Origin of the sequence: Burkholderia sp. BCC0405 (genome assembly GCF_902833075.1) — a bacterium.
GTDB lineage: Bacteria > Pseudomonadota > Gammaproteobacteria > Burkholderiales > Burkholderiaceae > Burkholderia.
The window spans coordinates 658,847-685,096 of sequence record NZ_CADFEO010000001.1; the positions used below are offsets into that span (position 1 = coordinate 658,847).

The following is a 26,250-nucleotide window of genomic DNA, read 5'->3' on the forward strand; positions in this document are numbered from 1 at the left end:
TTGTCCACAAAGTTCACCACTTTACAGGCCCAATTACCCACTGATCGCATTCACAAGCATTCAGCGGCGATAAAAATTCTTCAGAAATTGCGCTTTCCGGTTGAACCTGGGCTGCCAAGCCCGACCGGAAAGCGCACGAATCCCATTCGCGAGAACGAGGTCCGCGCGAAGTCCCTCCCGGCATCGGAACGATGCCGGGAGGTTCATTGCGTTACTGGTTGACCTTCACCACGAACATGAGCGTCGCACTGCCGCCCGGCTGCACGGTGTTCGCCGTGCTGCCGCAGCTAACCGACGTGCTGCTCGATGTGAAGTTCGAGCCAGTCAGCGCCGGCGAAATACCCGTCGACGAACACAACAGGCTGCTCGTCGGCTGCATACCATTGAGCGTCGTGTAGGCCGGAATCGCGTCGTTGATCGACAGATTCGAGACCGGTGCCGTGCCCTGATTGGTTGCAACGACTTGATACACAATGCAGTCGCCCGGCTTGGCCGTCAGTGTGTTGGCCGTAAAAGAACCAACAAGCGTCAATCTGTCACACGCCTGTACGAGTGCCTGCGTCTTGACCACGCGGATCTGACCGGTAATCACGGTCGTGAGATCGGTTGCGTTCGGCGCACCGCACGAGTTGGCCGGGAACGTGGCCGTCACCGTGGCGGTATCGCTCGCACCTGCCGTCGCACCACCCGGCGCAAACACCTTCACCAGGATCTGCTGCGTGCTATTGGCAGCCAGCGGACCACTGATCGGACCGGTAATCAACGTATCGCCAGCATCGAGCTGGCCGTTGCCGTTCACGTCCAGATACAGTGCCGTGGTCCAGCCCGCGGTCACGTCTGCTGCCGGCAGCGTCGCCGTGTACGTGTAAGGACCGGTACAGCTGCCCGTACCCGTGTTGGTCAGCGTGTGGGCGTAGACCACCGAACCACCCGGAGCGACTTGCCCGACGTTGTTCGGCGTGAGCGTTGCGCTGTAGGTCAGCGCTGCCGTCGTCACCGTCACCGCGTCATACTTCGTATCCACCACGATCGAGCCCGTGGAGGCGACCGCCGTCGAGCGGACCTGGAAGTAGATCGGCTGAGCCGTCACCGGCGCTTGCGTTGCCGGAGGCGTCACACACGCGGTCAACTGCGTTTGCGTACCTGCTGCCACCGAGACCGTCGTAATAGCCGTCGCGCTCGCGCAGCTGGCCGCCGAGACGTTGCCCGCCACGAACTTCACGTTCCAGCCTGCCGGCAGGGTGCCGGGGAAGCTGGCCGTCGCGCTGGCTGCCAGCGAGTACGAGTTACCAACGGTGTCGTTGTTGGCCACGAACAGCGAGAACACCGTTGCCGAACCTGCCGGCACCGTGTTGATGGTCGTCGGCTGAGTGCTCGGGCCCGTGCCCAAGTCACCCGAAGCGCCCGTCGTACCAGCTGCCGTGTTGGTCAGGTCGACCAGCACACCCGTTACGGCATTGAGCACGTCACGCGTCGAGTCGATCTTGGTCGAATCACCCACCGACGTACCGGTCACCGTCAACGTATAGTTGAGCGGGCCTGCGGCCGGAAGGAGCGTCGTCGGCAGATTCGCCTTGACCACGATCTGGGTCGAACCACCGGCTTGGATCGGATCGGTCACCGGACCGTTACCCGTATTCGCCAGCGGCGTGGAGCCATCAGCCTTGTAGTAGCTGAAGGTCGTGCCTGCCGGGAAGACGGCACCACCGCCCGTACCCGTCGAGACGCCCGTAATGAGCACCTGGTCCGTCGCGTTACCCGTGTTCCAGATTGTCTGGGTGAACGCCACGTGCGCGCCCGCCGCGGCCGAAGCCACAACAGTCGTATCAGGACCAGCCGCGCTCGAACCATTCGGCGTACCCGGCGTCGTATCCTTCGACGTCGAAATCGAACCAGACGTCGAACCCAGCACGATGCTGTACGTACCCGTCACCGTATACGGCGGCGGATTGGACGGCGACGGCGGCGTACCCGTCGGCGTGCCCGGAGGCGTACCCGGCGTGCTCGGCGGCGTTGCCGTCGTCCCCGGGGGTACCGTCGTCGGATCGTAGTAGGCCGTGTTGGTCGTCGTGCTCGAGCCCAGTGCTGCCGTGCTATTGATCAACACGACGAACGACAGGCTGCGAGTCGTATTGACCGGCAGATTTTGGTCCACGAATGCCAGCGAGCCATTGGTCGCCGAGAAGTAGACGCCACCTTGTTGCAGCGTCGCACCATTGCTCTCAGCGAGCGCCGTACCCGGTGCATTGCTCCATACAGCCGAGCCGCTAACGTACGTCAAGCCTGCCGTTGCACCGGAGCCGATGACGTCGGCCATACTGAAGGTACCGGACGCGCCACCCGTGTTGCTATAGGTGAGCGTGTAGACCGTGTACTGACAGTTGGACGTCGAGGTCAAGCCGGCGCTCCAGGTCGTCGGACAGCTTGCCGAAGACGAACGCTGACCGGAATTGTTCGCGGTCGGCCATGCACCACCACCCGGCGCAGTCACGCCGGATTGCGGCTGTGCAATCGTCTTGGTCAAGTTGAACGCGGCCACCGTCGTCAGGTTGACGTTATCCACGTCAGCTGCGGCGGTGTTCGGCGCGGTGTACAGCGCAGGCGTACCCGGCACTGCATTCACCGTTGCCGAGCCATACGGCGTGGTCGGAGTCGTTGCAGTCGACGGCAGGTAATACGCCACGACGAAGCCAAACTGGCCGTTGTTGCCCGCGACCGTCTGAGCCGGAACCGTACAGGTCGAGTTCGGCGTCACCGAACACAGGGGCGTGGTGCTGCCCGGCAGACCGCTGAAGGTCGGGTCAGCATAGACTTCCACCTTGGAGAACGCGCCGGTGCCGTTCGGCCCAGGCAATGTCACCGTGATGTTGAAGGTGTCCGTGCCGTTACCCGTGTTGGTCAGCACGTGAGGCGCATAAAGCACTGCACCTGCGGCCCCTGTCTTGGTGTTGACGACGTTCGTCGTCACCGTCGTATACGAGTCCAGGTTAAACGAACCGACTTGTTGAACCTGCGTCTGCACCAAGTTCGATGTTGCCGTCTGCGCAATCCCGTTGGGATCGACGTATGCGGCCGAAGCCTGGTTACCGATCAAGGTATTAGCTGGCGGCGCCGCGGCATAAGCACCAGACGAGCCCGCCATAAGCGACCCCGTCAATGCAGCAGCCACGACCACCCATGATGCGATCGACCTCGAGCCGATCCGCCGTATGGAGGATGTGAAATTCACGGAAATAACCCTTCTTATTAGAGATCAGTACTCCTTATCGCAAAAGCAAAAGATTCAATCTTAAATTTTAGTTAAATAACTACATAATCTGAGATTGAAAACTTTGCCCGAGCAACAAGGGCACCGACCATCAATTAATGAACAACAACAGGGGAAGCACGCGTGCCAGGAACGGCAGCAGCACTCGAAGCCGGGGACTTCGGAACCACTGCTTCAACTTTGGCACGCGCACTCACTACTACAGAGGCACCAGAATTGAGCTGGCCAATCTTCCAGCTCATATCGCGGTATTCGTTATAGGGCACGGCTTGCCGCTTGCCATCCGCGAGCGTACGCATCAGCGGCTCGGGGCCGTGCTCTCCGGTCTTCGTCGCCGCAATCACGTTTGCGCCAGCAGGACGTGCGGTCTTGGACTGATACTCCAGACCTTCCGGAATGGGCAGATCCGCAACCAGTTGCTTCACCGGTTGCGCGCTCGTGTTCTTGTAGGTCGCGCGATATTCGATCACATCGCCCGGCTTGACCGAACTGGCGTCGACCAACCGCTCGGCACCGTTCGCATCCTTGACGACCTTCTTCTGTTCAAGGTTGATCACCACCGCGCCCTTGGTCGCAGCGCGAGCCTCAGCCTTGTTGGGTTCGGACTGTGCGAACGCCGGGAATGCCGCGCACAACATGAGTGCGGCGATTAAAAAACGACTTTTCATAAATTAAAGCCCCTCTAATATTTAAAAAATATCGACACAAAAGAAAACAGAGCATGTTCGAGCCATTATCCGCAAACCTAATAGGCCACAGCTCATCACCTCAACGACATGTTAAGGATGACGAAGTGCACAAAATATTATTTGCACACCGGAAAAGACATTGTCAAATCATCACTTAAACATTTCTCAACAACGCCTTACGAAATAAATCATCAAGATAATTCATTTGGTGAGACGTTATTCCCCCGCCTTCAAACAGCAACCGGCGCCTTCTATTGACAACATGTAACAGCGCCACCTTTACCTCTTCGACATCTTGTCCGAATGCACTACTTACCTCGCTCAACGCAAGCGCTGCCGCCTGATGAAACGCTCGAAGTTGTTCAATATCCGTCTTCTCATCCAGCCCGAAGCGATACGCTGAAATCAAAGCATCGCAAGCCGGACCGTCCAGCCGAGGAAAGTACACCGGCAGCAAGCGCTTGTAGATACGCTGCTTGCTCCGGAAAAGACGATCCGGACTTAATCTCATGGACGTCATTCCCGAATGGATGCGGTAACGCAGCACAACCTCCGACAGGTTCGCAAAGCGTGCGCCCGACAACATGCAATCGAACCAAACCCCAAGATCATCTACAACATAAAGATTTGCATCGTAGGCGATGAGATTTTTACGTACGAAATCCGCCCTCCACATTGCCGTAGGATTCGCAAGATACTCTTCGCCGCTCACAAAGCGCGCCTTGATCCTGCCGTCATCCAAGGGAAAATTCGATTCACTCTCATCCAACCCGAAGTGTCGAATTTGCCCGCCTACGACCGTCACATCACGGTTTTCATCGAGAAAGCGAGCCTGCCGTGCAAAGCGATGTTCCATGGCGTAATCGTCATGATCCATCCGAGCCAAATACTGACCACGTGCAAGCGACATACCCAAATTCATGTTTGCGGGCAGCCCCAGGTTGACATCGTTCACATGAAGCCGAATCCGGCGATCGTCGATCGCTCGAACGTACTCGACCGTCGCATCCGTGCTGCCGTCATCCATGACGAGAATTTCGAGATCGCAGTCGTCCTGGACGAGCAGCGATGCCAAAGTTTCTCCGATGTGACGCTCCGCATTGAACGTGGGAACGATGATCGAGACCTTCGGCTTTGGGGAAGAACGATAATTCAAATAATCCATCATACCCAGCTCCGCATTAACCACCCGCTTGCTCGCCTCGACAAAACCCGCACACCACCCACCAATTAATAAAACAATCTATAAAATTTAAATTTCGTCAAATTTATTGACTTCCCAACACAACCTAAAAATAGCCCAACCAACCAATTTCAATCGTCAGACTCCTTGGCAAACCGATCGACATGACGCGACTTCATTGGTCACACCGCATCATTCGGACCACCGCCACTTGCTTGCGTCTCTTCCGTATCATTCAATTTGAGACGATATTCATCGATATTTTTGCCAACCAGCCATAGCGGCAGACGCCCCCGTCCAGACCACGTCTGACCGGTCTCTGGATTCCAGAATTTAGGCGGCACCCTTCTGGGCATTTTCACCTCGTCGGGAGGCGGCACGATCCCGCCTTGATTAAGGACTGCGTACACCTCTTCAATCTTGATGTGGTAGTCGACAATCATTCTGACGATTCGCTGCACCACTTCATGCCGCGCATGGCTTTCGATCATCGCGATTTCAGCGTCCAGGCGGGCGCGCCGCGCTAACAGGCGCTTCAGTGAATACGCCGAATTCATAAGCTCTCCCGTCGTCACTTGATTCATCGCTGAATTCAAACCTCACCCATCGCGTGTACTGCTTCGCATGCCCGCGCAACGTCTAGACGATCTGAGCTTCGATGCGCTAGATCCGTTGCCACCCTTTGCAACACCGACTCCCATTCGCCGTATGCCTCCTGTCGGTACAGCTTGACTGACGGGTACCACGGGGATTCATCGCCCTGCATCATCCATACCCAATGCGGATTCACATCCAGCAGCAACCACGTCGGTATCCCCATCCCTCCCGCTAGGTGCGCTACCGCGGTGCACACGGTGATGACGAGATCCAGGTTCTTCAAATAGGCCGCCGTGTCGTCAAACGATTCAAAACCGTCCGTATGGTCAACCACGTGCAGGCCCAGTCCGCGCATGGCCCGAACGTCAGCGGCAGCATCCTTCTGCAAGCTGAAAAATGCGACGTCCTGCAGCGTCGAAAACATACGTGCGTACGCGCGCGGGTCTACCGATCGCAACACGTTGCGTTGATGACCACGGCTTCCGGTCCACACCAACCCGACTTTGAGGTCTTTGGCGTGAGGCTTGATGAGCCGCTTCGAAGCCGCCACCTTTTTCGGATCAGGCTTCAAATATGATTCGACGCCAGACAGATGGTCGATGTCCTTGTTCAGCCGCAGTGGAGTACTGGCCAGCGGCAGATGAAAGTCACACGGTGGCAATACCGTCAGCGTCGAAGGCCGCACTGATTGGATAGATCCGTTCAGGCTACGTGTGATCAAAGACACCAGCGGTTCGAACGTGATGAACTCGACCTTACCGCCTTGGTCCCTGGCGTACTTGACCAGCTCCGGCACAAATCGTACAAACTGCAGAACGTCGCCATAGCCTTGCTCACTCCAGACCAAGAGCGTTTTGCCGGCCAGCGACTCGCCCTGCCAAATCGGCACCGGCAGGTTCGGATACTTGCCACGCAGTTCCGGCGAATTCCAGCGCCGCTCATGGTGAATCCAGCCCGACGCGTAGTTGCCGTGCACAAGTTCCAGCATCGCGAGCGACCACTCGAGCGACGGATCGCCAGGCTTCAGTCGAAGCGCGTACTCGATAGTCCGTATCGCGTCCAGCCACTGCCCTGCTTCCTTGTGGATATTGGATTTCGCCTGCAATGCGATAACGCTGTTGCCGTCCAATGTCAGTGCGCGTTCGATCGCGCACTCGGCCTTGAACACATCTCGAGTCTTCAGATAATAGGTAGCCGCATTGGTCCATGCGAGCGCGTTGTTCGGCTCCTCGGCCAGTGCTTTGTCGAGGTACGTCTTGGTCCGATCGTAGTTCTCCAACTGCAGATATCCGGCTGCCAAATTGCTATTCAGCATCGCGCGATCAGGCTGCAGCTGCGAACTGGTTTCGTACGCGGCCACTGCACCGCCGATTTCGCCGAGCTGATGCCGGGCGTAGCCCAGCCAGAACCAGCCATTGCCGTCCCAGGGAACTTCGGCGCAATACGCGTCCGCTACTGTCCGCGCTTGTTCGAATCGGCCGTACTGAACCAGCATTTCGAGCCACCGAATGACCCATGGCGCGCCTGCCACTTCGATCGCATACGCGGCCTCGAAATGCTGAAGCGCCCCGACGGTATCGCCCATACGCAACGCCAGATAGGCATATTCGACGTGAACCGATGCACAAGTCGGCGCGATCTGCTGCGCGCGCGCAAGCGTCGCACGTGCCTCATCATCGCGACCACGCAAGATCAGCCCGCGCGCCCACATCGTCAGCAGTTGCGGATCGTTCGACTCGACCGCTCCCATCTGCATCATTGCGGCGCACGCATTCACGACATCTCCTCTTTCGAGGGCTGCCTGCACATTGCTCGTCTGATCTCTGCTCATGCTCATCATCACACCCGACTATTTACCGAGATCAGCACACTCGGGCTCAAACCACGTACGTTTGAGCGCCCACGTCCGTTCGCTTGCCCGCTTGTTGAGGGCTTTCGCCGAGCGGCACATCGACTCGTCCATTGCGCCTTCCACCATCGCATCCAGTTACCCACGCTCTACCTTCTCAACCTATTTCTGCTACGTAAGGACTACGCCAATCGAGGCCAGTCCGATGAACAAACCGACAAATCGGCCCTTCCAAGCGGCTCTCATACCGTATCGATCCCGAAAAATCCTAAGGTCTCGAGGTGCACCGGCCGCCGTAACGGCCGGTATCGCAAAAACTAACAAGGCCGCGACAAGCAGCGAGCACACCAGCAACGCCCATCTCATCTGACCGTGAGGAACGCCGGCGATACGGATGTCAGCCAAAAACAGGCTCCATTCGACCAAGCCAGACACACTGCCACTCACCATCAGATTCACCCAAAACCGGCCTGCATACCGAAGCGCCACGACGTCCCTCTCCTGGGCAAGGCGTTGCGGATTCCTCCGCAGGCGCCTTGACCTTCTCTTGCTTAACGAATTACTTCCACTGGTACAACATGCCTGCGCCGATCACCTTCTGGCTACCGCTGAACCCACCGTTGACCGACGCTTTCAGGTTGTCCGTGATACGTGCCTGCATGTTCACGGCCATGGCCTTTTGCCCCATGAACGTTGATGCTCCGATCCCCATACCAAAGTTGTTGTTGCTATCCATTTGCGGAATCGACGCCATCGCCCCAACCGCCGCGATACCCTGCTTCGCCATCTGGTCAGTCTGCTGCAACTGCGAACCGAGGCTGTTGATCTGCGCCTGCTGGCCCGACAGCGCCGTCGACAGCGTCGACTGCACCGCATTGAGCTGGTTCACGTTGACCGCATCGGTGCCCTGCGTACCCGGCGCCACATTGATGATCTGGCGTTGCTGTGTGTCGCTGCCGACCGACACAACATTCGAGCGACCACCGTCTGTCGAATTCGCACCGATGGCCACCGAGTTCGAACCCGTGGTGACAGTCGGCAGGTCGGTGCCCTTGCCGTTCATGTCGGCCGCGACGCCGTTGCTGTTGACGCTTTGCGTGTTGTTGTTATTGATCGTCGTCGACAGCGAGTTCAGCGTGTTGTTGATGTTCGTCACGCCCGTCGACAGCGAAGCCACGTTGTTGTTCGTCGTGCTCAGGCCGGTCGACAACGAACCGATGCCGGTCGAGGTCGAGGTCGACAGCGACGTGACCGTGCTGTTCGTCGAGTTCAAACCCGTCGACAGAGAACTGATCGCGGTCGACGTCGATGTGGACAGCGACGACACATTGCTGTTCGTCTCATTCAGACCCGTCGACAGCGAGTTGATGCCGGTCGAAAGCGATGCGACGTTCGATACTGTCGACGTCGACAGCGCATTGACCGCCTGGTTCGTCGCATTCAGCTGGCTGCCGTTGATCGCGTCCGTGCTAGTAGCCGTAACCTGGCCGGCAGCAACGTTCGTAATCTGGCGTTCCGCGCCCGGCGAACCGACGCTCAGGACACCCACCGGACTGGTGCCGTAGACCGGGTACGTGACGCCGCCGATCGTGACGCTCGACACGCCGACGGCATTGCCCGTATTCGAGTTCGCGCCCAGGGCGATCGAATTGGCCACATTCGCGGTGGCGTTCGAACCGAACGCGAGCGCGTCGGCTGCGTTGGCCGTGGCACCCGCGCCGTAGGCCTGCGCACCCACTGCGCTGGCCGTGGCGTTACTGCCTAACGCGATCGTATTGTCCGCGGTGGCCTGGTTCGCGCTGCCGAATGCGAGTGCACTAGCGCCGGCTGCCGTGTTCGCATCACCGATCGCAACCGTACCGTCGCCGTTCGCCGTGTTGCCGGAACCGATCGACACGGCTTTACCGCCCATTGCCAATGCGCTCTGGCCGATCGCAACCGCACCCGCTGTCTGGGCGCTCGAGCCGTCGCCGACCGCGACGCTGCTCGCGCCTGCGGCACTAGCGTTCACGCCTGCGGCCAGCGCATTAACACCCGTCGCGCCGTCGTTGTTGTAGTTGCCTTGCTGCGTGCCGTTGTCGTTGACGCTGTAGTAGTGCGTCTTCGCAGCCTCAATCGCGGTCGATGTCGAAGTCGACAACGACGTTACCGAGCTGTTGGTGCTGCTCAGACTGGTGGACAACGAACCGATGCCGGCCGAGGTCGAGGTCGACAAGGACGTGATCGTGCTGTTAGTCGAGCTGAGGCCGGTCGAAAGCGAGCCGATGGAACTGGTCGCCGACGAGAGGCCGGTCGACGTCGAGGTCGACAACGACGTGATCGAGCTGTTGGCCGACGACAGACCCGTCGAGGTCGACGTGGACAGCGAAGTGATCGAGCTATTGGCCGACGACAGGCCCGTCGACAGCGAGCCGATCGAGCTGGTGGCCGACGACAGGCCGGTCGAGGTCGAAGTCGACAGCGACGTGACCGAGCTATTGGTCGACGAGAGACCGGTCGAGAGCGACCCGATGGAACTGGTGGCCGACGACAGGCCTGTCGAGGTCGAAGTCGACAACGACGTGATCGAACTGTTCGCCGACGAGAGACCCGTCGAGGTCGAGGTCGACAGCGAAGTGACCGAGCTATTGGTCGACGAGAGACCGGTCGAGAGCGACCCGATGGAACTGGTCGCCGACGACAGGCCCGTCGACGTCGAAGTCGACAGCGACGTGATCGAGCTATTCGCCGACGACAGACCCGTCGAGGTCGACGTCGACAACGAATCGATCGAGCTATTCGCGGACGAGAGGCCCGTCGAGGTTGACGTCGACAGCGAAGTGACCGAGCTATTGGTCGACGAGAGGCCCGTCGAGAGCGAGCCGATCGAGCTGTTCGCCGACGACAGCCCCGTCGAGGTCGACGTCGAGAGCGAAGTGACCGAGCTATTGGTCGACGAGAGGCCCGTCGAGAGCGACCCGATGGAACTGGTCGCCGACGACAGGCCTGTCGACGTCGAAGTCGACAGCGACGTGATCGAGCTATTCGCCGACGAGAGGCCGGTCGAGGTCGAGGTCGACAACGAATCGATCGAGCTGTTGGCCGACGACAAGCCGGTCGACGTGGAAGTCGACAGCGAAGTGATCGAACTATTCGCCGACGACAGGCCCGTCGACGTCGACGTCGAGAGCGAGGTGATCGAGCTATTCGCCGACGACAAGCCGGTCGACGTCGAGGTCGACAGCGAGGTGATCGTGCTATTGGTCGACGAGAGACCGGTTGAGAGCGACCCGATCGAGCTGGTCGCCGACGACAGGCCCGTCGACGTCGAAGTCGACAGCGACGTAATCGAGCTGTTCGCCGACGAGAGGCCGGTCGAGGTCGACGTCGACAACGAATCGATCGAGCTGGTGGCCGATGACAAGCCGGTCGACGTGGAAGTCGACAGCGACGTGACCGAGCTATTGGTCGACGAGAGACCGGTCGAGAGCGACCCGATGGAACTGGTCGCCGACGACAGGCCAGTCGACGTCGAGGTCGACAGCGAGGTGATCGAGCTGTTCGCCGACGACAGACCCGTCGAGGTCGAGGTCGACAACGACGTGATCGAGCTGGTGGCCGATGACAAACCGGTCGACGTCGAGGTCGACAGCGAGGTGATCGAGCTGTTCGCCGACGACAGGCCCGTCGACGTCGACGTCGAGAGCGAGGTGATCGAGCTATTCGCCGACGAGAGGCCGGTCGACGTCGAGGTCGACAGCGAAGTGACCGAGCTATTGGTCGACGACAGACCCGTCGAGGTCGACGTGGACAGCGAGGTGATCGAGCTGTTGGCCGACGAGAGACCCGTCGAGGTCGACGTCGAGAGCGAAGTGACCGAGCTATTGGTCGACGAGAGGCCCGTTGAGAGCGAGCCGATCGAGCTGGTGGCCGACGACAAACCGGTCGACGTCGAGGTCGACAGCGACGTGACCGTGCTATTGGTCGACGAGAGACCGGTTGAGAGCGACCCGATGGAACTGGTCGCCGACGACAGGCCAGTCGACGTCGAGGTCGACAGCGAGGTGATCGAGCTGTTCGCCGACGACAGGCCCGTCGAGGTCGAAGTCGACAACGACGTGATCGAACTGTTGGCCGACGAGAGGCCGGTCGACGTCGAGGTCGACAGCGACGTGATCGAACTATTCGCCGACGACAGGCCGGTCGAGGTCGAGGTCGACAGCGAAGTGACCGAGCTATTAGTCGACGAGAGGCTCGTCGAGAGCGAGCCGATCGAGCTGGTGGCCGACGACAAACCGGTCGACAGCGAGGTGATCGAGCTGTTCGCCGACGACAGGCCCGTCGACGTCGACGTCGAGAGCGAGGTGATCGAGCTATTCGCCGACGAGAGGCCGGTCGACGTCGAGGTCGACAGCGACGTGACCGTGCTATTGGTCGACGAGAGACCGGTTGAGAGCGACCCGATGGAACTGGTCGCCGACGACAGGCCAGTCGACGTCGAGGTCGACAGCGAGGTGATCGAGCTGTTCGCCGACGACAGACCCGTCGAGGTCGAGGTCGACAACGACGTGATCGAACTGTTGGCCGACGAGAGGCCGGTCGACGTCGAGGTCGACAGCGACGTGATCGAACTATTCGCCGACGACAGGCCGGTCGAGGTCGAGGTCGACAGCGAAGTGACCGAGCTATTAGTCGACGAGAGGCTCGTCGAGAGCGAAGTGACCGAGCTATTGGTCGACGAGAGGCCCGTTGAGAGCGAGCCGATCGAGCTGGTGGCCGACGACAAACCGGTCGACGTCGAGGTCGACAGCGACGTGATCGAACTATTCGCCGACGACAGGCCGGTCGAGGTCGAGGTCGACAGCGAAGTGACCGAGCTATTAGTCGACGAGAGGCTCGTCGAGAGCGAGCCGATCGAGCTGGTGGCCGACGACAAACCGGTCGACGTCGAGGTCGACAGCGAGGTGATCGAGCTGTTCGCCGACGACAGGCCCGTCGACGTCGACGTCGAGAGCGAGGTGATCGAGCTATTCGCCGACGAGAGGCCGGTCGACGTCGAGGTCGACAGCGAAGTGACCGAGCTATTGGTCGACGACAGACCCGTCGAGGTCGACGTGGACAGCGAGGTGATCGAGCTGTTGGCCGACGAGAGACCCGTCGAGGTCGACGTCGACAGCGAGGTGATCGAGCTGTTGGCCGACGAGAGACCCGTCGAGGTCGACGTCGAGAGCGAAGTCACCGAGCTATTGGTCGACGAGAGGCCCGTTGAGAGCGAGCCGATCGAGCTGGTGGCCGACGACAGCCCCGTTGACGTCGAAGTCGACAGGCTGGCAATCGCACTCGTGGTCGTACTCATACCGGTGCTGAGCTGAGCGACGGTCACCGCATCCTGCGGCGCCGAGCCGTCAGCTACATTCGTGATGCGACGCAGCGCCGCCGAGCTACCAACCGACACCTCCGAAAGCGGAGCCCCACTACCAGTCAGATAACCTGTCCCCGTCGGCACTGCCGTACCGGTAACGCTACCTTGCCCAATTGCAACGCTGTTTGCATACTGCGCCGATGCATTCGCCCCCAACGCAGTCGCATCAATACCGCGCGCGCTTGCGCCCGCACCAATAGCCGCCGAACTAAGCCCGCTGGCGGTAGCGTTATTTCCCAATGCCACTGCAGCTTGACCACCTGTCCCGTTACCACTCACATTATTCGCAAGCGAACCAGCACCTATTGCGATATCGCCATTCCCTAAAGCCACGGAACCATTATTTACCGCAAAGGAATTATCTCCAGACGCGGTTGAATGGGGTCCCAAAGCAGAGGCAAGAAACCCCGAGGCGGTTGCTGCTTGACCGACAGCCACCGCAGCACCATTCAACGACTGAGCGTTCATCCCTACTGCAACACCCCATGAGTTAGTTGCGATCGCATTTTGACCAAATGCAAGCGAATATATGGCTGCCGCAGTAGCACCAACCCCTACCGCAGCACTCCCTATGCCAAGTGAATTCGCACCCTGACCAAGTGCTGTTGCCCCGCTACTTGAAGCAGTTGCACCATTGCCTACTGCAGTCGCGCTTGAAGCATTCGCAGTCGCCGCGTAGCCAAGCGCCGTCGCAGAACCACCCGTCGCAGATGAATTCAGACCCACAGCGAGATTGGTGCTTCCATATAACGCGGTCGACAGCGACGTTACACCGCTTTGAGCTGTACTAATCCCCGTCGACGTCGAGCTGGACAGCGACGTGATCGAACTTCTCGCTGACGACAGGCCGGTAGACAGCGAGCCGATGGAGCTATTAGCCGACGAAAGGCCCGTCGACGTCGAAGTCGACAACGACGTGATCGAGCTGTTGGCCGACGACAGACCCGTCGACGTTGAAGTAGACAGCGAGGTAATTGAGCTGTTCGCCGAGGACAGTCCAGTCGAAGTGGACGTCGACAAACTCGTAATATTCGAAACCGTTGTACTCGCCACCGAGTACAGCTGACTTCCATTGATCGCATCGGTACTGGACGCACTCACCAAGCCGGCCGCCACGTTCTGAATAACGCGCTCAGAACCTACTGCCCCAACGCTCACCACCCCGGCCGACGAACTTGTCCCAGCGAAACCGCTAAAAGTTTGCCCCCCAATAGCAACACTACTACCCGCCCCAGCAGTACCGGCAGTCGTCGCAGACGCGGCACCATAAGTCGCAGAGCCCGCCCCAAGCGCGACTGAACCCGCCACACTCGCGCTCGCGCCCTGGCCAATTGCAATCCCGGACGAGGCACTAGAGTTGACACTCGCAAGACGCCCTACCGCGATCGAATCTGAAGCTGCGGCAACGGCTGCATTGCCCGTGCCACTCGCCGTACTCGTTGCCGTGGTGGAGCCGCCGCCAATGGCAACCGAATTGGTTCCACTAGCAGTAGTGCCATTCCCGAGTGCTGTCGCACCATTCGCCGTTGCGCTAGCTGCTGATCCAAAAGCAGACGTACTAAGCGCGGTGGCAAACGCATTATTCCCTACGGCCACGGCCGCAATACCGTTATTCCCGTTAGTCTGACCGCTCTGCGCATGGGCAAAGCGCCCCAAAGCCACGTCACCCATCCCCGAGGCAGTAGCGGCACTTCCTATCGCAGCCGTATACTGGGCAGAAGCGAGATTGCCTTGACCCAACGTCACGCTTTGACTACCAGTGGTATTGTTTTGGGTCCCAATGGCCACCGACTGACCTCCAGTAACAACATTGTTACTACCCAACGCCACACCAGCGCCACCACTCGCTGTAACGCCATTACCAATAGCCGTATCGTAGCTGCCAAGCGCCTGGACGCCGTTACCGAGCGCAATGGTAGAAGTATTCGCAGCAGTCGCCGACGTACCAATCGCAATTGCGCTTGCCGTCGTCGCCGTAGGTGACGTTGTAGTTGGCGTTGTGCTACTTTGCCCACCAATTGCAATGGCGCCGGCAACAGACGCAGAGCCTGTAGAGCCACCGCCGGCAAGAAACTGTCCGTGCGCCAGATCCGGCACAGCAAACACCCCCATCGCAGAAACAATGGCAAAGCCCAACTCGACAACAATAGCCCTACTCCGCCCACTTTTTCTTTTGGCGGAAGCCAACTCCGACACCGCCGCCCACGTTTTCGTCGACGCGTTCCAGACTACCCGATACGCTCTATTCATTTCGTCACCCGGCACATAAATACCACTAATTACTTGAATAAAAAAATACCAAACCCGACCTTTACTTCACACGCGTATCTGGCGAATCCATTCTCCGTGCGTACGGCCGAAATTCAGCATCAAATCAAGCACGCCATCTAAACGCATAGGGGCATCCGCGCTCTTTACCAATTCGCATCGACGCCGAACATTCAATTGAATCCCCCCCGAGAAACCTGCAGCCATTCCCTTGTCGTACATCGCCATACATAATCCTTGCTCAGTTGGATTCATGTATGCCGCAAGGACAGCGCTGATTACCTCGTGGAATACCGCCATCAAATCGTTGGGTTCGGTGACTCCCTCGCCAGCAAAGAGGTCCTGAAAGCCATCAGGCAGAAGAGCGGCACTATTGGCCAGCAAGGAATTTTCAGAATTTTTCCGTTGCTGGCCACATCTAGAGCGGCCCAGTCGCCGACGATGTGATTCCACTCGAAACGCTTTCATACCCTCTCCTACCGGCCTACCCGCTGGACCCTTACGCGAACCCAAACGAAGGTCCTGCACGTCAACGCCACCGAGCATCCGATCAGTCGAAAATCGGATCTCACCCTATTTATGAGGGCTCGCCCTGACCCTGCGCGCCTCGTGCCAAAAAGGTTCCTTTGTAGAACACTAGCTACCGGGTGCTATGGCATCGTCCAAGGTCTTGATTTGTATAGGATCGACGCTTGCGGAAGGCCTTGCGCCAAAAAGGAACCTTTTTGTCGAGTAGACTGACGGCCCGCTTGACACTTGTTAATGAATACGTCGTGTTTTCAACATATCGACCGCCAGCCAACACCCTTCCCGCGCGGGCACCGAGCGGATTTTTTGATAGGCCACCCCTGGCGTGCAGCGGCCCGGAAGAGTTTGAAAGTTATTTGTAATATTTATGGCTGCACGCGGTCTCTCCGGTCGCCCAACCGCAGAGATCACCCAACTTGCGAATCGCCCCTATTTCTCTAGCAGATCACGCACATGAAAATCGGCTATGCCCGTGTATCCACTCACGAACAAAACCTTGCACTTCAACGCGACGCACTGAAACGTGCAGGATGTGAACTGGTCTTTACAGACCACGGCATATCGGGATCTGAATTCAATCGCCCCGGCCTCAAGCGAGCGCTCTCCCGCTTGCGTGCGGATGACGTTTTAGTGGTATGGCGTCTTGATCGTTTGGGACGCTCACTCCCCAAACTCGTAGAGTTGATCCAGCACATGGAAGTCAAGAAAATTGGCTTCGAATCCGTCACCGAATCGATCACCACCCAATCCTCAGGCGGAATGCTGGTCTTTCATATGATGGCGGCCTTGGCTCAGTTCGAGCGGGCCCTTATCAGCGAACGAACACGCGCTGGAATGCAAGCTGCCAGGGATCGCGGCAAGGTGCTGGGGCGCAGGCGCGCACTCAATGAGCAACAACGTAGACATGCGCTCGAGCTCATGGCTACTTCGCCGCTCTCAGAAATCGCCCGCCGATTTAACGTCCATCCCCGAACCCTGCGTCGCCTTCAGCTTGAACATCAGGCAAGAGCATCTCCATTTCCGAAACAGGTCAAGGAATTATCTAAATAACAATTTATTGCGATTTTGTTTTTATAAAAATAGATCTATATTAAAAATGAAGCGGAGGCGAGCGACGTAGTCGAAATTAATTTTCGCGACCAATCAACTTCATCGCATCAATTGACGCGTACGGACGATGTAGATCCCACGCTCACAATTCCAAGCAAAGTCGTTGCTCCTCTTCCTTTCGTGGTGACCGAGTCGATTGCCTGTATCGACTGCATTGTCGCACCGGACGTCTTCTCCGACCGATGCCCCCCCTGCCTCGCCGAATCAAAGCCACTGTGCTGTACATGACAACTGCGGCCGAGTCTGGAGTCATATGTCCTGGACCACCACGACGCCGAACTGCTCGTCTCCCGAAGTCTGGCCGAGCAGTTCGGCCAGGACAGCTCCGTCGACAATATTCTGCTCAGATATACGGCCCCGTCCGATGGACTCATAACCCCAACGGATGGCATCACGCGCCTTTTCGCGATTAGCCTGGCTCACTAAAATCGATTGCCCAGTTGGAAATAGACACTGCGCACGCCATGGGGGGCTACCGCAAACCCCAAATACACTGGCCCGATCGCTGTTACGGTCCCGAGAAATGTGCTCGCGCTGCTTAACCACGGACCACGCGCAAATTGTCGGGACTCGTTCCATACATTCCCGCCTTCGAGACTCAAGCCGGCGAATACCCCCCTTAGCGGCCCGGAATTTCCCTTTGAAATCTGCGCGAGACCGGTCAAACGACCGTACATGATGTATGCACCGCTGAACTTGTCCTGCGGATAGGCAGACAGGCGCTGAAACCCTCCGAGACTAAACAGGTATGCAGGAAGCTCTCGTTTGGGACCTATCTGCCCGCCGAGTTCGAATGCCGCATTCACGCTAAACGGCCCGCGGCTTGTAGCCCACAAACCGCTGGCCCGAGCAATGTCGTAGCGACTGTCTTCGCCGCCCAGGCCCATTTCAGCGCGCGTGTTGAAGTAGATGCCACTACGCGGGAAAACCGGATCATCGAGCTGGTCGATCGTGAGACCCAGGCTTGCAACAGTTTGCGTCGACGAAGACAATGAAAGGTCGTCCGCGCGCAATTCGGCTGCGCCATCGCCGATGTCAACCACCGACAGCGCCGACGATCGCGGCGACCAGGAGGTGCGCACCCGGGCAATCCCTCCGCGCACTTCCCCCCAATTGCCTAGCGGAACACCGAGATCCATCCCCACCCGGATATCCTGTTGAACCAACGCCGCCGATGGCCGCTTGTTCACATCGTTGTCGACATAGAGATTGACGTTATTTCGTCGAATAGCGGCATAGGGTGCCAAGTAGATCTCCCCCAGAACGGGTTGTCGGAGTTCGGTATGCCAGCCGAGATCTTTGTTGCCCAATACGATGTCGTTGCGCCAGGAGAGCCCGCTTTGCGTTATCCACGGCAAACGATGCCCCATCTGCAAGGTGAAACCGCCGTCGCCGTTGAAGTCGGTCGACAAACCCACCCCAAACGACAGGAAGTTCGGCCCCCAACTCTTTTCATTTGCATCGACGTGCAGCACATGATTGTCGGCAGGACCTGTCAGTGTCTGAGATACGCTCTCGAGATCCATGTCACTTGCCAGCCGGGTCAGATCTTGGCTCACGGCAGACGGCTCGTAGACATCGCCCGGTTTGATTCTCAGTGCTTGCACAACCCGATCTGCCGGCACGCGTCCACGTGTTGCAACATCAATTTTTGCAATGCGGGTCTCGGACGGTAATTCAACGTCGTGAGGAAGACTCGCCCGCCAAGACGCATACTGGGCGCCCTCGATCGAGAGCGCTTCCAATTGCGCGCGATGTTCTCGCGCTGACGCCGCACCAGCACCGACACCCTGCGCCAGGGTCCCAAAGTCCGTCAGCGAAATCGAGCCAAGGTCAGGCTCCAACTGAATATCGGACGGCCGCAATGTTGCCTTTTGCGCAATGACGTTGCGCATCATCATGAGTCGGATGACTTGAGACGTAACAGCGGGAATCGAATCAAGTTGATCCGCCCGCTTGATTGGTGTGCCAACATCCACAGCAATGACAACGTCCGCGCCCATCTCCCGCGCAACGTCAATTGGCAAATTCGATGAGATCCCACCATCCGTGAGCGTGCGGCCAGCAATCTTCGCCGGTGTAAACAAACCGGGAATCGCCATGCTCGCCCGCACGGCGAGTGGAAGGGAGCCCTGCCTCAAAACGACTCGCTCACCTGTTTCAAGATCGGTGGCAACGGCACGAAACGGAATGGGCAGACGATCAAAGTCAACGTCGCCCGGAATACGCCCCAGATAGGCCTGCAGAAGCGCGAGCAGCTGACTTCCTTGCACCAACCCGCTCGGCAATTTCAGCCGTCCATCGCCAAAACCCATAGGCAGGCTGATCGGATACATAAAATTGTCCTCACGGGACGATTGAGGCAGATCGCGACGCGCTTCACGATCAAAGGCCACATCGCTCAGGTCGAACTTGGTCAGCACCTGTTCAATTGCATCGGCCGACATACCGCTCGCATAGAGCGAGCCGATGACGGCGCCCATACTCGTACCCGCTATACAGTCGACTGGCACGTGCATCGCTTCGAGCTGCTTGAGCACACCAAGATGCGCATATCCGCGGGCGCCTCCCCCTGACAACGCCAGGCAAACGCGCGGTCGAGCCGCCGTCACCCCCGCTTGCTCAGCTTCTTGCGGGGATGTGACTGGCGCTCTCCCGGCATTCACGGCGCTTGCCCACAGACTGCCCACAATCAGCGCAACGATACCGACGCCGCGTACCCACATGCCTTGGCTAACTCCCAAGGCGCTGAGCAAACGCGATATACCGACGCATGGCGTCCTCACTCGACGTGCCCTGTAGTTCGGCCCATGCGTCGTGCTTCGCTCGTGCGACGATATCTCTTATGCTCGGTCGCGAACCCGTGACGTCACCGAACATTGCCTGCTTATACAGCGCCCACAAGGACAGTTTGATCGACGGCGCGAGCGGATCCGATATCGAGCTCACATGCGAAATAGCTGCCTTGAATGCAACATCGAGTTCACGGTCGTCAGTGAGGGGACCATCCGGAGCTTGACGCGTACCGTCTCGGCGATGCTTGTCCGAATGTGCCGCAGCGGTACTCCAAAACGCATCCTCATCGAGCGGACAATCCGACACATAGTCGACCGTGCGCACACGACCGTTTCCAAACGCCAGCGTCAACGTTCCACTTGCTTCCAGTTTCGTACCAACCGCCTCCGCCTGACTGGCAATCCGGATTCGCACGCGGCCCGCGGCCCCATCGACGATCGGCTCTCCGAAATCAGTCACACGGAATGTGCCTGAGGACAATGTGACGAACTGCGAAAAAAGATCGATCAGTGCATTGCGATCCGCGTAAGTCCGCGCCAAGGGGCTCTGACCACCCTGGTTCCAGCGGACATCGGCCGCAAATAGCGGAAACACATCTTCATAACGTTGCTCGAGCATGCCGCTCGTGAACCGGTCGACGAGGGATCGAATTTCGTCCGGCGTACACGGATTGACGATAGCTGGCGCACTGGACGCCTGGGGCGTCAGCTCCAGAAATTTACACACGCTGCTCATGACCTGTTCGCGATCATTGTCGACACAAATCATGTGGTAACTGTTTTCGAGCACGACGACGCGCACGTCCCGTACCCTGTCCTGGATAAATTCCGCGGATTTCAGACTGGTCAGTTCGTCCTCACGGGCGTGCACGACCAAGGTAGGACACCGGATCAACATGAGATCGCGCATCACTTGACGACGCAAGCGATCCACCTCGCGAATGCAAGCGAGCGGCACCCACCGGTAGTGGAAATTATCGCCTCGCGCAAATTTCGCCTTGACGATGTTGCGAACAAGCTCGTTCTTGATGCCGTAGGGCTCCCCTTCTTCAATTTTCAGTTTCGAAGACAGGAACGGCAGATAGTAGGCAATATGACGGGCTTCGCGGTACCACGGGGTGCTCCAGCCATCAATAAAGATCGGCGGTGCAAGCGTGACCAGCCGCCCTTTGATGTGTTGCTCACGCGCGCATACGGCTGCTGCAAGCAGGGCGCCCATGCACATCCCCATGACGTGCAGCGTGTCGTACTGATCGATCAACTCACGATACTTCTCAGTGACGGCGTCGATCCACTCATGCGCATGTATCGACACCAATGCCTCAGGCGTGGCCCCGTGGCCAGGAAGCGTCAACGCGTGTGTTTCGACACCACAGCGCTTCAAGCGGCGATGCATCGAGCCAAGATCGAATTGTGTTCCGCCCAACCCGTGGATCAGAAGCGCGCCGACGCGGGTTGTCATGCTCGCCCCGCGGGTAACGGAGGATGCTGCCAGACGCCCGCGACAAACGCGACCTGCTCGTTCCCATCCGACAGCGATGAGCCGATATCGACCAGCTCAATCCAGCCCTCGAGCACGAACAAGGATGCGAGACGAATAGGCAAGTGTGCCGGTGTTGTCGAGTCGGAGATTTCCGTCGTCGTCCAACGGGCACGCAACCGAACACGATCATCCGGATGAACGTGCGAAATGACCCTGTCGACCGTCGACAGCGATTCATTGGAATAGCCAGTCATGCCGCTGAGATCGCCACGCCACTGCACTTGCTGTGTCGAAGCATCGACTGTGTAGGCGATGAGTCCGCCGCCTTCGAGCGCCAGCTCAAGATCGGTACGCCACCGATCGGCTTGCGCAAGCGCCTGTGCCTCTGCGCTTCGCAACGCGTGCACAATCAGCACCAGCAGAGCCAACACACCGACGTACAACTGCGCCTGGAGCAGCGATAACGAAATGGGCGCCGACGGCGCCGAAAACGGCCCATATCCGTTCGAGGTGTAGCCCAGGCAAATTAACGTCAGCGCAGATACGGCAAGCGTCCCCCCTCTGGCGCCACCGACAATCGCGACAACGACAACGAAGAATATCGGTAAGTAGAGCGGGTAGGTAACGCCAACCTCATCGAGCCATTGCGCCGTCGAGTTGTCGAACAACCACCATGTCACCGCGACCATCGTGACGAACGATACGTAACCGATAACATCGCGATAGCCGTTGCGCTTGACGGAGCGCTTCGGGCGAAGCTGCGCCCAGACGACGAGAAGCGGCAGCGTAATGCACACACCCACGAAGATGGCCGCGGTCCATTCGCGAAACGAAGGAAAAAATGGTGCGCCTTTGACAATCGCGAAATAAAGCGATCCGCCCCCGCCAAGCAATACTGCGCTCACCAGGGCGGCGACCACCACCGCCCAAAACAAGTGCAGCCCCTGCAGGTGCAAACGCAATCGACGCACGATTGCCACCGCGATAAGCGGTGCAATCCCCGCCAGCGCACCCAGCACCAGGGCTGCCGGTATGTCTCGCCCACCCATGTGGGACAGCACGGACTGGAGCAATCCGAAAGCGATCGCCAGCACGATGCTCGAGCTCGCATGAGACAGCAGAATAGCTGCCAAACTCACACCGGCGGGCAACCACACGTAGGGCGCGTGCGCATCGGAATTGACATTAAACTGCCCTGACAGCACACCGGTAGCCAGATAAATACACAACCAGTACGTGATGTGAGGGAGTGACGCTTTTCTGATACTCATGACCATACCGATCCCAATTCAAGTTGCGTCAACACAAACTCGGGCTCACGTAAAACACAGCACCGACAGCAATCACACGCCAGCATTTTTCAATTCATCAAACAGCGAATTGCGATCCATTCGACCGATTCAGACCAAAAAAATCTTCGCGCAAAGGAAATCTCGACCGACGTATCGAGTAAAATAGGTCGATTAAACGATGCAAATTGACGAACATCGCCCCCTGCGATTGCACTCGACGACGTTCACACGACAAGCAAAACAGGATGAGGCGGACCAGTTCTACCGATATCTTTCTAGCGATATAATCTTGTCGACCGCTCCAGGCTACAGAGTCGATTATTTGAAATTGAACGCGTCGGGATGATTGTCGACACTACCAGTCAAGGTTGCATACAGAATCGTTCGACCATCAATCGACTCGTCTCCGTCACCGATATTCATCCACGTCAATTGCTCGACATTTTTCTTGGGATCGACGGTCGACAACACCCCATACATCACTTTCTTTTGTTGATCGTACAACACGGCCATTCGCTCGGAATCGCAAGCATGCGGCTTGCACGCGCTCATCACAAGCATGCGCTTACCCCCGAGCATCACCGCATGAGCCGGCGACTCGGTACCGCCGCGTGTCGCCCACTCAGGCAGAGCATGGCCCTTCTTCATCGCATCGAAGGCCACGTTCGCAGCCGGATCGTTCTTGAGTGTGCTGACCGTCAGCGCCGGCTTTTCAGCCCACGATGCCGATGCGACTGACAGTACGATGGTAGCAATCGCCCATGATGCTTTGATGCGCATGTCCGATACCTCAATTTGCAGTACGAAAATTCGTCTGCGTAGCGAACGGGTACAACGAGTAGATTCGCTACGCTCCCCCATTACCGACCCGGCGCCGGTGCTGGCGGCGGCAGATCACGCGGTGCCACGCGCTCGATCTTGTGCGGCGCCTTCTTGTGCACCTTTTTGTGATGATGGGTACGGTGATGCGTTTTGGCGTCGACTGCGACCGAGACACCAGCACATGCCACGGCGACTGCCACGAGAACGGACAATTTCAGCAATTTCATGAATTCACTCTGTTATCAATTAATCAATTCGAAACAAAAAGTAGCAGGGATCTAGTTTTTCGAGCTCTCGATTCTGTATCCGGCCTTCTCAGCCGCTTCGACACAATTGTTATATTGCGTCTTGGCCAACATGCCGGTAATCAACCCGAAACCAGCGCTCGAGCAAACAATCTTCTGTCCGGATGAATTCGAAAGTGTTGCAGTTGGCGAAACACAAGCACCGAGCATGGCGCATGCTAAAAACAGAATAGGGAATTTTGACATCACATTTGCACCATTGGCAACATCCATCCAACAATCACAAAGACACACTCGAGGAACTCAAAACCCGTCATCAACGCAAACTCATTAACTGACGCTGCGCGCATCCGAATCCCACGCGATTCTATTTCCGCCCTTATCTTTGAACTTACCCATCACAATCATCAAAAAATCAACTATGGTCCACAAACCAAGACCACCCAGCGTAACAAGCTGAAGCAATCCGGTCGCAATCTTCCCAACATAAAAGCGATGTACCCCGAGTGTCCCCAGGAAAATACACAAAAGAAGAACGACAATGAATCGGTTATTCTCCATGCAGCCTCACGCAGTCATCTCAATTATTCAAAAACTTCATTCTTTAGCGAAACCGTCGGTCGCCCATACTCAGCAAACGTCGCCGCGGTACGCATGCTCACCACCCGACAGATAAACATCGATGCGCCCGCCTCCGACCGCACCTCCCATTAGCAACTGAGAGTTAGCAACGGGGATTCTGCGCTAACCGGCGATCTTTCCCCGAAAGATGGGTGACAGCGAAAACCGGATGCTTGAGCTTAAGAAAACAAGCTTCACGGCGAAAAAATGGCGCCTATCCTGCAGATCAACAACGCAATATCCGGATCACGAACACTTTCAGCGCTCAATCCATTGACTCTCAGAGGTGATGCGCCTATCCAGTCGCCGAGAGCTGAGCGCCCGGACGCTTTCCAACATTCTTGATACAGCAGCACACGCTCCTTCGGGACGATAGACCCCTTTTTCTCGGTACATTTTGTGGGTTAATTCTGCAACCGAATTACAAGATGCTCTGCTGACTTTTGTGGATCGGCGAACGACGTTGCAGCAATTTCCGAGGTGCATGCCATCGACCATCGCGCCGTCGCTTCAACCACCGTGAAGTGGCCCGACGAGCAAGCGGCACAACGTTTTTGATTCGCGGCGGCTACCACGCGCCGAGCCTCCTCCGCCCAACCCACGGAAGGCGGCCATCAGAAATCCAACACCTATCGGAGACGGCACAATTGCAAATCATCGTCAGCCGCAGGTGACGGTCTCAGTGAATTACGCAATCATCGAGCATTGAGTGTTGTCTCGAACACCCATCACGCTACTTCGTACTTCTATTCGCCGATCATGTCTAATCCAGCACTCATCGCCACAGAAGCCGATGCCCTGAAGGTTCTCTCCATCATGGAGCACGGTTGTAGCTACACCAAAGCCAATCTCATAGCGACCAGCAAGATTCCAGCATCTCGCATGCACTACGCACTCAATAGATTGCTCAGCTCGCGACGCGTTGTCTCTTCCGTTCGTGGAAAGCTATATCGATATGCCCTTGCAGAAGACCATCTCGATCAATCGATATCCGTGCAATCGTCCCGCATGACGAGTCATCTGGTCGGCTATGAAGTTCAGATGCGCGAGACCATGGCGCTGCGCATGCTCGCGCGTGCGCCTATCGCGGCGATCACGTCACACGAATCCTTCGACACAACGCAAGCCAAGCAAAAGCAACCCCGCGCACGCAAAACATGAAATCGCCCACGCTTCACTGTCCATACTGTCACACCGAACTCGCATTCGGCGTGCAGCGCTGTGTCAACTGCGCAGCCGAGTTGGAGTATGGCGTACCGATGTTCGCCTATGTGGGCGTCGTAATCGTCTCGATCACGAGCGGCACGATCATCACCAACCTGCTTCCTTCGTCATTGCATTGGGTCGATGTTCCGACCATGCTGATCGTGGCGGTAGGAGCCACTCTGTTGGCCCGCACGATCTATCGAGATCACGTCGAGTTTCGACTGCCTCGCTTCTTGTCTTGATAAGCCGTCTGACAAATTGTATTTGTCGTGGCCAATTTTTGCGTGATGCACAATTTCGCGAGATCGCCAGGGGCGGCACGGTTGCTCGGACGACTGCGCGTGGGAAGGTCCATCTCGAAATTGGTTTCGAGCGGGAGGTCATTGTCTCGTGCCATTCACTGACTGTGTGCCTCGCACAGTAGATGTTGTCGGTACGCTTAGCACCGAACGGCTGATAGCGCGATTGCTTCCAGAGTGCGCTCGAATTGTTGATTTTTGATGAGCCGCGGTATCCGGTGCCCGAATCGAGCCAAGCATTTGCTCTTCTAGCTTAGCGAGCTGACTTTATCGGCTACCATCGTACACATTCCAGATAGAACCCCTAACTACCGTGCCCACTGATCTCGAAATCCTTCAGGCGCAGTTGCGTGAATTGAACAGCCGCCTTGCCGACGCGAAGCGAGAAGACAGGCGCGCTGCATTGAACGCGATTCGCGACCAGGTCGCACTGTACAGCATCTCCGAAGAAGAGCTCCTGTCCGCGGCGGGCTTCCGCAAGCCGCCCAAACGCCGCGCGGCCGCGAAATACTACGACCCGTCATCGGGTAAGGCATGGTCCGGAGAGGTGGCCTCACTCGTTCGGACAGTTTTCTGAGATTTTTAAGTGGAGCG

Annotated in this window: 18 protein-coding genes; 4 read left to right on the forward strand and 14 right to left on the reverse strand. The window is 57.8% G+C overall.

Annotated elements, in window-relative coordinates:
• Positions 1-211: 211 nt before the first annotated feature.
• From HWX36_RS02865 to HWX36_RS02895, 7 genes are all read right to left on the reverse strand, one after another.
• Positions 212-3,142: a DUF11 domain-containing protein gene (locus HWX36_RS02865; RefSeq protein ID WP_175950756.1), complete on the reverse strand. Its 2,931-nt coding sequence runs from the start codon at positions 3,140-3,142 to the stop codon at positions 212-214.
• Between the two features lie 221 nt (positions 3,143-3,363).
• Positions 3,364-3,936 (reverse strand): DUF11 domain-containing protein, encoded by a 573-nt coding sequence (locus HWX36_RS02870; RefSeq protein WP_175950757.1) that lies wholly within the window; start codon positions 3,934-3,936, stop codon positions 3,364-3,366.
• 175 nt (positions 3,937-4,111) lie between these two features.
• Positions 4,112-5,125 (reverse strand): glycosyltransferase family A protein, encoded by a 1,014-nt coding sequence (locus tag HWX36_RS02875; protein WP_175950758.1) that lies wholly within the window; start codon positions 5,123-5,125, stop codon positions 4,112-4,114.
• A 197-nt stretch (positions 5,126-5,322) separates the two neighbouring features.
• Positions 5,323-5,724 carry an H-NS histone family protein gene (locus HWX36_RS02880; protein ID WP_175950759.1) on the reverse strand — a complete coding sequence of 134 codons (402 nt, stop codon included), beginning with the start codon at positions 5,722-5,724 and terminating at the stop codon, positions 5,323-5,325.
• A gap of 8 nt (positions 5,725-5,732) precedes the next feature.
• Positions 5,733-7,568, reverse strand: coding sequence for a tetratricopeptide repeat protein (locus HWX36_RS02885; RefSeq protein WP_175950760.1), 1,836 nt, complete (start codon positions 7,566-7,568; stop codon positions 5,733-5,735).
• Between the two features lie 577 nt (positions 7,569-8,145).
• Positions 8,146-15,237: an ESPR-type extended signal peptide-containing protein gene (locus tag HWX36_RS02890; RefSeq protein WP_175950827.1), complete on the reverse strand. Its 7,092-nt coding sequence runs from the start codon at positions 15,235-15,237 to the stop codon at positions 8,146-8,148.
• A gap of 66 nt (positions 15,238-15,303) precedes the next feature.
• Positions 15,304-15,723: a hypothetical protein gene (locus HWX36_RS02895; RefSeq protein ID WP_175950761.1), complete on the reverse strand. Its 420-nt coding sequence runs from the start codon at positions 15,721-15,723 to the stop codon at positions 15,304-15,306.
• A gap of 513 nt (positions 15,724-16,236) precedes the next feature.
• Between HWX36_RS02895 and HWX36_RS02900 the strand changes: the two genes are divergently transcribed.
• Entirely contained in the window at positions 16,237-16,833 is a 597-nt protein-coding gene (locus HWX36_RS02900; RefSeq protein WP_175950762.1) for a recombinase family protein, read from the forward strand.
• Between the two features lie 482 nt (positions 16,834-17,315).
• Here the strand turns inward: HWX36_RS02900 and HWX36_RS02905 are convergent, their stop codons facing one another.
• The 7 genes from HWX36_RS02905 to HWX36_RS02940 all read right to left on the reverse strand — a co-directional run bounded on the left by HWX36_RS02905 (position 17,316) and on the right by HWX36_RS02940 (position 24,091).
• Positions 17,316-19,619, reverse strand: coding sequence for a patatin-like phospholipase family protein (locus HWX36_RS02905; RefSeq protein WP_175950763.1), 2,304 nt, complete (start codon positions 19,617-19,619; stop codon positions 17,316-17,318).
• A gap of 7 nt (positions 19,620-19,626) precedes the next feature.
• On the reverse strand, positions 19,627-21,150 hold the full coding sequence (locus tag HWX36_RS02915) for an acyl-CoA-binding protein (RefSeq protein WP_208457788.1): 1,524 nt from the start codon (positions 21,148-21,150) through the stop codon (positions 19,627-19,629).
• Complete coding sequence (locus HWX36_RS02920; RefSeq protein WP_175950764.1) at positions 21,147-22,442, reverse strand: MASE1 domain-containing protein; 1,296 nt, start codon at positions 22,440-22,442, stop codon at positions 21,147-21,149. The genes HWX36_RS02915 and HWX36_RS02920 overlap by 4 nt, the downstream gene beginning before the upstream one ends.
• A gap of 339 nt (positions 22,443-22,781) precedes the next feature.
• Positions 22,782-23,243: an Ivy family c-type lysozyme inhibitor gene (locus HWX36_RS02925; protein WP_175950765.1), complete on the reverse strand. Its 462-nt coding sequence runs from the start codon at positions 23,241-23,243 to the stop codon at positions 22,782-22,784.
• 80 nt (positions 23,244-23,323) lie between these two features.
• Positions 23,324-23,512, reverse strand: a complete 189-nt coding sequence (locus HWX36_RS02930) for a hypothetical protein (protein WP_175950766.1) — start codon at positions 23,510-23,512, stop codon at positions 23,324-23,326.
• 51 nt (positions 23,513-23,563) lie between these two features.
• The gene (locus HWX36_RS02935) at positions 23,564-23,803 is read right to left on the reverse strand and encodes a hypothetical protein (protein WP_175950767.1); all 240 of its coding nucleotides are present in this window, start codon (positions 23,801-23,803) and stop codon (positions 23,564-23,566) included.
• A gap of 57 nt (positions 23,804-23,860) precedes the next feature.
• Complete coding sequence (locus tag HWX36_RS02940) at positions 23,861-24,091, reverse strand: TM2 domain-containing protein (protein WP_175950768.1); 231 nt, start codon at positions 24,089-24,091, stop codon at positions 23,861-23,863.
• A gap of 819 nt (positions 24,092-24,910) precedes the next feature.
• Here HWX36_RS02940 and HWX36_RS02945 point away from each other — a divergent pair.
• The 3 genes from HWX36_RS02945 (at position 24,911) to HWX36_RS02955 (ending at position 26,233) form a co-directional block, all read left to right on the forward strand.
• Complete coding sequence (locus HWX36_RS02945; protein WP_175950769.1) at positions 24,911-25,312, forward strand: hypothetical protein; 402 nt, start codon at positions 24,911-24,913, stop codon at positions 25,310-25,312.
• The gene (locus tag HWX36_RS02950; RefSeq protein ID WP_175950770.1) at positions 25,309-25,599 is read left to right on the forward strand and encodes a hypothetical protein; all 291 of its coding nucleotides are present in this window, start codon (positions 25,309-25,311) and stop codon (positions 25,597-25,599) included. The genes HWX36_RS02945 and HWX36_RS02950 overlap by 4 nt, the downstream gene beginning before the upstream one ends.
• A gap of 370 nt (positions 25,600-25,969) precedes the next feature.
• Positions 25,970-26,233, forward strand: coding sequence for an H-NS histone family protein (locus HWX36_RS02955; RefSeq protein WP_175950771.1), 264 nt, complete (start codon positions 25,970-25,972; stop codon positions 26,231-26,233).
• Positions 26,234-26,250: the final 17 nt, after the last annotated feature.

Coding starts and splice junctions, on each gene's coding strand:
- HWX36_RS02945 (WP_175950769.1), top strand. CDS start 24,911: ATGTCTAATCCAGCACTCATCGCCACAGAAGCCGATGCCCTGAAGGTT.
- HWX36_RS02870 (WP_175950757.1), bottom strand. CDS start 3,936: ATGAAAAGTCGTTTTTTAATCGCCGCACTCATGTTGTGCGCGGCATTC.
- HWX36_RS02905 (WP_175950763.1), bottom strand. CDS start 19,619: ATGTGGGTACGCGGCGTCGGTATCGTTGCGCTGATTGTGGGCAGTCTG.
- HWX36_RS02885 (WP_175950760.1), bottom strand. CDS start 7,568: ATGAGCAGAGATCAGACGAGCAATGTGCAGGCAGCCCTCGAAAGAGGA.
- HWX36_RS02880 (WP_175950759.1), bottom strand. CDS start 5,724: ATGAATCAAGTGACGACGGGAGAGCTTATGAATTCGGCGTATTCACTG.
- HWX36_RS02915 (WP_208457788.1), bottom strand. CDS start 21,150: ATGACAACCCGCGTCGGCGCGCTTCTGATCCACGGGTTGGGCGGAACA.
- HWX36_RS02865 (WP_175950756.1), bottom strand. CDS start 3,142: ATGGCGGGCTCGTCTGGTGCTTATGCCGCGGCGCCGCCAGCTAATACC.
- HWX36_RS02890 (WP_175950827.1), bottom strand. CDS start 15,237: ATGAATAGAGCGTATCGGGTAGTCTGGAACGCGTCGACGAAAACGTGG.
- HWX36_RS02930 (WP_175950766.1), bottom strand. CDS start 23,512: ATGAAATTGCTGAAATTGTCCGTTCTCGTGGCAGTCGCCGTGGCATGT.
- HWX36_RS02935 (WP_175950767.1), bottom strand. CDS start 23,803: ATGGATGTTGCCAATGGTGCAAATGTGATGTCAAAATTCCCTATTCTG.
- HWX36_RS02900 (WP_175950762.1), top strand. CDS start 16,237: ATGAAAATCGGCTATGCCCGTGTATCCACTCACGAACAAAACCTTGCA.
- HWX36_RS02950 (WP_175950770.1), top strand. CDS start 25,309: ATGAAATCGCCCACGCTTCACTGTCCATACTGTCACACCGAACTCGCA.
- HWX36_RS02940 (WP_175950768.1), bottom strand. CDS start 24,091: ATGGAGAATAACCGATTCATTGTCGTTCTTCTTTTGTGTATTTTCCTG.
- HWX36_RS02925 (WP_175950765.1), bottom strand. CDS start 23,243: ATGCGCATCAAAGCATCATGGGCGATTGCTACCATCGTACTGTCAGTC.
- HWX36_RS02895 (WP_175950761.1), bottom strand. CDS start 15,723: ATGAAAGCGTTTCGAGTGGAATCACATCGTCGGCGACTGGGCCGCTCT.
- HWX36_RS02875 (WP_175950758.1), bottom strand. CDS start 5,125: ATGATGGATTATTTGAATTATCGTTCTTCCCCAAAGCCGAAGGTCTCG.
- HWX36_RS02920 (WP_175950764.1), bottom strand. CDS start 22,442: ATGAGTATCAGAAAAGCGTCACTCCCTCACATCACGTACTGGTTGTGT.